We start from the raw sequence: 8,299 nt of genomic DNA, 5'->3' as shown, positions 1-8,299 counted from the left end.
AGCTTTGATTTCAAATAATCAGCATGAGAAAGCTTGGCCGTTGTTTGAGCGAGCGCTACAAATTGAACCTAATCATCTGATAACGCTAAATAGTTATGCCAAAACTTTGATTTCCAATAATCAGCATGAGAAAGCTTTACAGTTGTTTGAGGGAGCGCTTCAAATTGAACCTAATAATGTGATAACGCTCAATAGTTATGCCTATGCTTTGACTTGGATTCGTGAGTATGAAAAAGCTTGGCTTTTGTTTGAGCGAGCGCTAAAAATCGAACCTAATAATCCGAAAATTCTCAGTAGTTATGCCTATGCTTTGACTTGGATTCGTGAGTATGAGAAAGCTTTGCCTTTGTTTGAGCGAGCACTTCAAATTGAACCTAATAATCCGAAAACTATCAGTAGTTATGCTATTACTTTAGCTTCAGTTGGTCAGGATGAGAAGGCTTTGCCATTTTTTGAAAACGCACTACAAATGGGATTAGAAAATTCTAATATACGAAACAATTTTATTTATTTTAACTATTTCCCTGCTTTAGAAAGATTAGGCAAGTACCAAGAGGCAATTAACCAGTTATTTGCAATTAAAATGGATCTTCTGAGTCAATATGAAGCTAATATAATTCTGCTCACATTAGGTAGGCTATACTACTGCATTAAGCAACGAAAGAAAGGTGACGAATATTTCGAGGCAGCAATTGCAAACTCGGATGACAAAGAGAAAACACGGCTCCACAGTGCTAGAAATATTTTTGCCCGCGATCCTCATAACGATACAGCCATTCAAATGCTGCGGCAAATCGACAAAGATTCTCCGCGCTACAATCAGGCAAGGGAAATGCTGATTCTTAACTTTAGTGAGCAAGACTACTTTGAAATGGTCAAAACTGATGTCCCAAGTGAATTAAGCGACACGGAAATGCTCAATCGGGCGATGTATCACAAAATCGCCAATGAGATCAGCATCCTCAAAGCAATTGCTTATCGAATTTCACGTCGCTCCGATCGCGAAGATCCCTTATTAAACGGTATTATTCAAGCGATTGAAGATGTCTTCCAAGAGGTTGACAAACGCAAGGAAGCACAAAAATCTGAGATTGAAACTATTTCTAATGACGACTATCGGAGGATTTTGACGGTCATTTCCAAAACTGCCCATGATATCTCTGACTTTGTGAATAACGAATTGGCTGTGATCAAGTCGAAGACTATACGAGCCATCCGAAAGTTATCACCTAATGACGAGCATTACGCCCAGTTTGATAAATTGCTGACACAACTGGAACTAACCCAGAGTGCTCTCAATGACTTGAAAGCTATCAACGAAGGTATCTCTATCAAAAATCACCGTTTTCATGTCAAGGAACTATTTGAAAAGTGGGAAATAACTTGCCATATTGATAATGCTTGCATTCTTCTAGACATAAGAAACGGTGACTCTCAGTTCTATGGAGATCAGGAAAAAATAAAGAGTGCATTGAATGAACTGGTCGAAAATTCTCTGAAGCACAATGCTGACCAGCCGAAATTGACCATTCGTATCACATCCCAAGATGTGGTCAACCCATCAGGAATTCGGGGAATGAATGTCCCTGGAGAGCAAAAATATCTGTTTCTTGAATTTGCTGATGATGGTAAGGGCGTTCCAGATTATCAGAAAGATTGGATCTTTCAACCCCTAAAAACCACCTCTCCGGAGGGTAAAGGTAGCGGATTAGGGCTGTTCATTATCCGTAAAACCCTGACCCAGATGAAGGGCTATATTCGGGAAACGGGACAAGATGGAGCTAGATTTGAAATTTATATTCCTTATCTTGAGGAAGAGGTGTAAGATAATATGCAAACTAAAAACGTTCATTTGCTCTTGGTAGAAGACAATCCTCGATTTTTGAATGAGTTACTGGAATGGCTTGGGGACTATGGCTACGAGCAGATTGAAACGGCTACCAGTGTTGCTCAAGCTAAAGAGAAATTGGGAAAGCCCTTTGACGTAATTATTGCAGATATGCGAATGGAGCAGGATGACAGTGGATTTGCTGTTATTGACGAAGTGAAAGCCCGAAATCTTTCTTCTGTAGTTATTATCTTGACTGCCAATGATACAGTTTCAGATTGCCGCACTGCTTTCAAGATGGGCGCATGGGACTATATTTCTAAAAATATGCGAGGTAATATTTTCGATATACTTCATGAATCGATTCAGGAGGCGATCGCCTATTTCAACCGTTGGGGTAACGTTCAGAATGAGCAGTGGATTAACGAGAATATAGAAACGTTGGATCGAACATATTTTGGTCAGTACATTGCCGTGATTAACAAAACGGTAATCGATGCAGCAGATACAGAAGAAATATTGAAACGACAGATTGAGGAACGACAACTGCGCCGCTTTTTAACAACGATCAGAAAAATTGGCGAACTGCGCCCAATTTCTGAGTTGATCAAACTCCCTGAAAGCGATCGCCTGGAGTATAAGAGTACCTTTCAGTGGGATGTTCGGCGCAATTGTGAGAATAAAGACTTAAGATTTAGCACTCTTAAGACAATTGCTGCATTTCTTAATTCTGAAGGTGGAACTCTCATTATCGGCGTTGAAGATAATGGTAATATTTTCGGGCTAGAAAAGGATTTCTCTTTACTGTCAAATGGAAATCTGGATCGGCTAGAGCGGACAATTATTGATTCAATCTGTCAATGTATTGGCAGCAACTTTACTCAGCAGATTAAAATTAGGTTTGAAAAAATTGATGGGAAAGATGTCTGTGCGATTTATATAAAAAAATCGGCGAAAAAAGCTTGGCTACAGAAAACGAACGAAAAGAAACTTGAATTTTATATTCGGATGTCGAACAGGTCTGAACCTCTCGATCTTCCAAATATCTACGATCACCTGTAATGCGATTGTGCGGTGCGTGAGAAATAGCCTCATCGTTGGTAGTTGAAGATTTCTCGTTCTCACGCACCCTACAAAGCTAGTGTATGAAAAAAACCCGCGCTGGCGGGTTTTAAACTGTCGGGATTTGCTCGAAGTTTGCTTATAGCGATCGATAAACTCGATAATTAATCTCGGGAAAGATGTTATCTATCTCTTCTACCTTCTCCAACCAACCCGAATCGACTTTGCCTTCTTTCACTTCATCGTACAGCTTGTGAAAGCGCATTAAGTGCGATCGAGTCCGCCGCACTGCATAGGGCACCATCGTCCCTGTACGCATGATAAACGCCCAGTCAGAGGATTGAGCTAGCAGCACTTCCCGCGCGGCTTGGTTCAAGGCGCGCCACTGCAACTCATCCGCCGGTTCCATGCTTCCCAACTCAATCATCCGTTCCGCTGCTTTGTGCAAGTGCGGGTAAATCCAAGCATTGGTATCGTTGAGCCAATATTCGTGGAAACCCCGGAAACCCCAACTCGACTGAGACGGGCGGCACACTTGCTGAGTCGGATTTCCCCGCAAATAATCGGCTAAGTGCGTCATCTCGTAGGTATTTTGGTCGTACCAACTCTTGCGGAACAGGTAATCTAAGAACCAAGGCCCTTCGTACCACCAGTGACCGAAAAGTTCGGCGTCGTAAGGTGAAACAATAATCGGCGGACGCTGCATAATGCCGTTGAGGTGTTCGACTTGGCGTTCCCGGTTGAACGCAAAGTTGCTGGCGTGTTCCGCTGCTTTTTCCCTTGCCCAGTAAGGATCGTACAACTGTTTATCGCCTAAACCCAATCCGCGACCGGTGATTTTGTGATATTTAATCCCGGTATTTTTCCGCTGTCCGTTGGGCATGATGTAGGGCTTGATGTAGTCGTAGTCAGCTTCCCAACCCAAATCTTTGTAGAATTCGCGGTATTCGGCGGCGCCTGGATAGCCGACTTCGGAAGACCAAACCTGCTGCGATGATTCGTGATCCCGGCCGAAGGCTGCTACTCCGCATTCGGTGAAAATTGGGGCGTAGCTGCCGTAGCGGGGACGCGGGCGGGCGTAGAGGATGCCGTGACCGTCTGTGAGAAAGTAGCGGAGGCCTGCGTCGGCTAACATCCGCTCTAAGCCCTCGTAGTAGGCGCATTCGGGCAGCCAAATGCCTTTTGGTCGGCGGCCGAAGTTTTGTTCGTAGTTGTCGCAGGCTACTTGAATTTGCGCCCAGACTGCCTCGGGGTACATTTTCATCAGCGGTAAATAGCCGTGGGTGGCGCCGCACGTGATGATTTCGAGGTTGTTGCTGTCTTGGAATTGTTTGAAGGCTTTTACTAAATCTCGATCGTACCTTTCCCAAAAGTTGCGGACTTGAGAGAAGTGGGCGGCGTAATGTTCTGCTAAATAGCGGAGGTGACCGTTTCCGCTATGGTGTTCGATTTCGAGATCCGCTAGTTCTTCGAGTTTTGCCAAGTGGTCGTCGAAACGGTCTTGCAGCAAGGGGTCGCGCAGCATTGCCACCAAGGGCGGTGTCATGCTCATGGTAATTTTAAAGTCGATGCCGTCGCGCTTGAGCCCTTCAAAGACTTGCAACAGGGGAATGTAGGTTTCCGCGATCGCCTCAAACAGCCATTCTTCTTCTAAAACGTAGTCGCTTTCTGGGTGGCGGACAAAAGGCAAGTGGGCGTGGAGAACGAGGGCGAGGTAGCCAATAGTCATAGTGATTTGGATGCCGTAGTTATTAACTGACGCCAGTTAGGGACAGCTTTAAAATATTTTAAGATTTTATGCTGAAACGGGACGTACAAAGTGCCGTGTTTTTTTAATTGCCTTTCTCTAACAAACTAAATGTCAGCAAATTCTGATGTTCTGCTTGCTGTCGGATTAGGGCTGCTGCTGTTTGAGAGTCTACTGGCTTTGAGAAAAAGTATCCCTGGGCGTACTCACATTTTAATCCTTTGAGTATAGATAGTTGCGAGGCTTCTTCGACTCCTTCGGCTACTACATCCATGCCTAAATTGTGCGATAAAGTAACGATCGACCGCACAATTTCTGTGGGGTCGATAGCTCCTTTGCCGAGGGCAAAATCACCTCCCATCCTGCTAACAAATGAGCGGTCTATTTTTAAGGTATTGGTGGGGAAGCGGTGCAGGTAGGAAAGAGATGAATAGCCGGTGCCGAAGTCGTCAATGCACAAGTCTATGTTTCGGGCTCTGAGCTGCACCAGCATTGCTGTTACTGATTCGGAATTTTCTATGAGTACGCTTTCGGTAATTTCTAGTTTTAAACTGCTGCCGTCGAGGTGACTTTCTGCCAGAACTTGGTCGATGTATTCGATTAAATCTGGCTGAGAAAACTGTTTGGCTGAAAGGTTGACGCTGACACTCAAGGGCGGGTTGCTTGGAAATAGTTGCTGCCACTGGCCGATTTGCTGGCAAGCTGTCCGCAGTACCCAGCGGCCCAGGGGTACGATCAAGCCGGTTTCCTCGGCCATTGTGATGAATTCCATTGGGGAAACTAAGCCGCGTTCGGGATGCTGCCAGCGCACAAGGGCCTCAAAACTGGTAATTTTGCCGTTGGCGATCGACACGATCGGCTGGTAGTGAAGGATAAACTGGGGCGCTGCGGATAAGGGAGGTAAGGCTGATGCGGGGGATGGGGGAAAGTCTTCTTCTCTAACCGGGTCTCTAATTGATTCGATCGCCCGCCGCAGGTCGTTTTCTAGCTGCAACAGCCGCAAAGCGTGGGCGTGCATGGAACTGTTGAAAACTTCGTGTCGGGCTCTGCCGAGTTCTTTGGCGCGGTACATTGCCGTGTCGGCGTCGCGCAGCAGGTTTGTCGGTTCCACGTATTCGCCAGAACTCAAAGCTATGCCGATGCTGGCGGTGATAAATACTTCGTGTCCGTCGAGAACGATCGGGGAGGTGATTTTCTTTTGCAGGCGGTTGACAACGCTGGTAGCTTCATTTATGCTCTCGATGTCTTCGAGCAACAGCACGAATTCGTCTCCTCCGATGCGGGCCACTGTGTCTCCGGCCCTGAGACAAGCTTCCAGACGCCTGGCGATCGCTACTAGCAGTTGATCGCCGATCGCGTGGCCGAGGGAATCGTTGACTACTTTAAATCTATCTAAATCGAGAAACAGCACGGCAAACAAGTAGTCTTTGCGCCGTTTTGCCCGTTTCAAAGCGTGTGAAAGCCGATCGGTAAATAGCGATCGGTTGGGCAATCCGGTGAGGGCGTCGTGAAAAGCGTCGTGCAGCAGTTTTTCCTCGGCGAGTTTGCGCTGAGTGATGTCGTGACAGTTAATCACGATTCCCTGGACTGCCGGATCGTACAGCAAGTTGGTGGCTACAGCTTCTACATAACACCAGCAACCGTTGCGGTGGCGGACTCGGTACTCAACTGGGGACTGGCTTCTTTTGGGGTTTTCAATGACTTTTTTGAGGGTTTGGGCGATCGCGGCGCAGTCGTCGGGGTGAACTATTTCTAAGGCGCTGCGCCCGATCGCCTGGTGGGGCGCGTATCCTAAAATTCGTTTGACCGAAGGGCTGATATAGCGGAAGATGCCCTCACCGTCGATAATGATCGTGATGTCTGTGGCGTTTTCAATCAGCGATCGAAATCGCTGTTCGCTTTTTCTGAGGGCTGATTCGGCTTCTTTGCGATCGCTGATGTCGAGAGCTACTCCGTCTACAATTATGTCGCCGTTTTCGTTCTGGGAAAATCTGGCGCTGTCTTGCACCCACTTGACCTCCCCAGATCTCAGAACGATCCGGTACTGGCGATCGCACGGCAAAAGACTCGCTCTCGATGCTGCTACGCTGCTGTCAAAAGAGATTTTGTCCTCTGGATGGATGATTTCGGTCAAGAGTTCCGGGCGCTTCATTACTTCTTCGGCCCCGATCCCAGTAACTTCGCGCACGCCCGGACTGATGTAGGGCATCGATATTGTGCCGTCTGGATGCAGCACGACGCGGTAGACTGAGCCGGGAATGTTGGCTGCCATTGTCGCTAGCTGCTGCTGGATGCCGCAGACTGCTGCTTCGGCGCGCTTGCGTTCTGCGAGTTCGGTTTGGGCTTGTTGGTATAGTTCCGCTTGGTGGATCGCGATCGCGCACTGGTCGGCTATAGCTTTGAGTAGCGACAGTTCTTCGGCGGTCCAAGAGCGCGCCCGATCGCACTGATAGATGGCAATTCCTCCCAAAAATGACTGCTGGTAGAGCAGCGGCGCGATCGCGACGGCGCGAAACCCTACAAAATCTGCTGATGCTTGCAGGGACGGGCACAGGGTCGATAACTCGTCAACCGCCAGGGTTTCCCCCGCCGCCAGCCAGGAGTGGTAGTGCTCGGCAAATTCGCAATTTAGCCCGACGAACCGTTCTCTACCGGCGGCTGAGCTGATGTTGCTAACTCTGATGCCGCCTTCGGCATCAGGCTGCAAGATAGCGCAGGCGCTGATTTCGAGAGCTTCGTGCAGTTGATCTGCGGTGGTTTGTAGCACTTCGTCGAGTACCAGGGTGAAGCGCATGGCTTGGAGGATGCGGTTGACGATCGCTTCTCGCTGAGCTTGTCGGTGCAGTTGGGCTATCGCTTCTTGCTGCTGGCGCCGCATTTTGTATTCTTGGAGCGATCGTTCTAAGACTGTTGGCAACCTAAACAGCCGCCCTTTTAATACGTAATCGGTCATTCCGGCTTTGATGCACTCAACTGCCGCTTCTTCTCCCAAACTTCCGGTTACTAAAATAAATGGTATGTTTTTCCCTAATTCCTGCATTAATTTCAACACTTCTAAACCGTTGAGACCTGGCAGGCGGTAATCTGATAGTACAGCATCGTAATGGCAATTTTCGAGCAGTTTTCTGCACTCTGCTGCTGTTTCTGCCGTATCCCAATTAAAATTTACTCCCCCCGCTTCTAAGGCGAGCACTATTAATTCCATATCTTCTGCCATGTCTTCGACAATCAACAATTGCAATGTTGATTCCGCTACCACTTTTAGTAGATAGTTTGTCTCAGTTATATCTAACATAAGGTATTGGGGAGGTTTTAAATTAGTTGTTCTTGTTGCTAAATGTAATTTTTTAGATTGAGTTAGGTTAATTTTATCTCGGTATTTTTAGTTATTCTTAGCAAAATAAATTATATAGCCTTTCTCAGTAACCTGAGGTACTATCTGACATCAAGCTGACGGATCCACGGGCATAGCTCACCACGCGATCGAACCCCTATATACTCTACTCTCAAAACCTTTATGCGAGTACCCGCAGTCGAAGGCTGACCGAACCGATTGGGGAGCATCCCAATTCTCTAAAAAGCGTTTTTAGGAGTGCGAGCATCTTGCACAGCCAAGCCTATATCTTTCACTTCGATCTCTCACAGCCAACACTCCTGTCAAA

The 8,299-nt window shown here is 47.1% G+C and carries 4 protein-coding genes; 2 read left to right on the top strand and 2 right to left on the bottom strand.

Annotated features, from left to right (window positions below):
• Both QUB56_RS04540 and QUB56_RS04535 read left to right on the top strand, forming a co-directional pair.
• Positions 1-1,825: tetratricopeptide repeat protein (locus tag QUB56_RS04540; RefSeq protein ID WP_332953532.1), on the top strand; the 1,825-nt coding region annotated here is incomplete at its 5' end.
• Between the two features lie 6 nt (positions 1,826-1,831).
• Positions 1,832-2,890, top strand: coding sequence for an RNA-binding domain-containing protein (locus QUB56_RS04535; RefSeq protein WP_332953530.1), 1,059 nt, complete (start codon positions 1,832-1,834; stop codon positions 2,888-2,890).
• A gap of 139 nt (positions 2,891-3,029) precedes the next feature.
• Here the strand turns inward: QUB56_RS04535 and QUB56_RS04530 are convergent, their stop codons facing one another.
• Positions 3,030-4,619 carry a glycoside hydrolase family 57 protein gene (locus tag QUB56_RS04530; RefSeq protein WP_332953528.1) on the bottom strand — a complete coding sequence of 530 codons (1,590 nt, stop codon included), beginning with the start codon at positions 4,617-4,619 and terminating at the stop codon, positions 3,030-3,032.
• Between the two features lie 103 nt (positions 4,620-4,722).
• Positions 4,723-7,932, bottom strand: a complete 3,210-nt coding sequence (locus tag QUB56_RS04525; RefSeq protein ID WP_332953527.1) for an EAL domain-containing protein — start codon at positions 7,930-7,932, stop codon at positions 4,723-4,725.
• Positions 7,933-8,299 lie beyond the last annotated feature (367 nt).

It is taken from the genome of Microcoleus sp. AR_TQ3_B6 (genome assembly GCF_036702785.1).
Lineage (GTDB): Bacteria > Cyanobacteriota > Cyanobacteriia > Cyanobacteriales > Microcoleaceae > Microcoleus.
Note: the sequence above shows the minus strand (reverse complement) of the source record. Positions and strands in the feature narration are given on the sequence as shown.

Bases quoted from the DNA above. Each gene is read 5' to 3' on its own strand.
- QUB56_RS04530 (WP_332953528.1), bottom strand. From the start codon at position 4,619: ATGACTATTGGCTACCTCGCCCTCGTTCTCCACGCCCACTTGCCTTTT.
- QUB56_RS04535 (WP_332953530.1), top strand. From the start codon at position 1,832: ATGCAAACTAAAAACGTTCATTTGCTCTTGGTAGAAGACAATCCTCGA.
- QUB56_RS04525 (WP_332953527.1), bottom strand. From the start codon at position 7,932: ATGTTAGATATAACTGAGACAAACTATCTACTAAAAGTGGTAGCGGAA.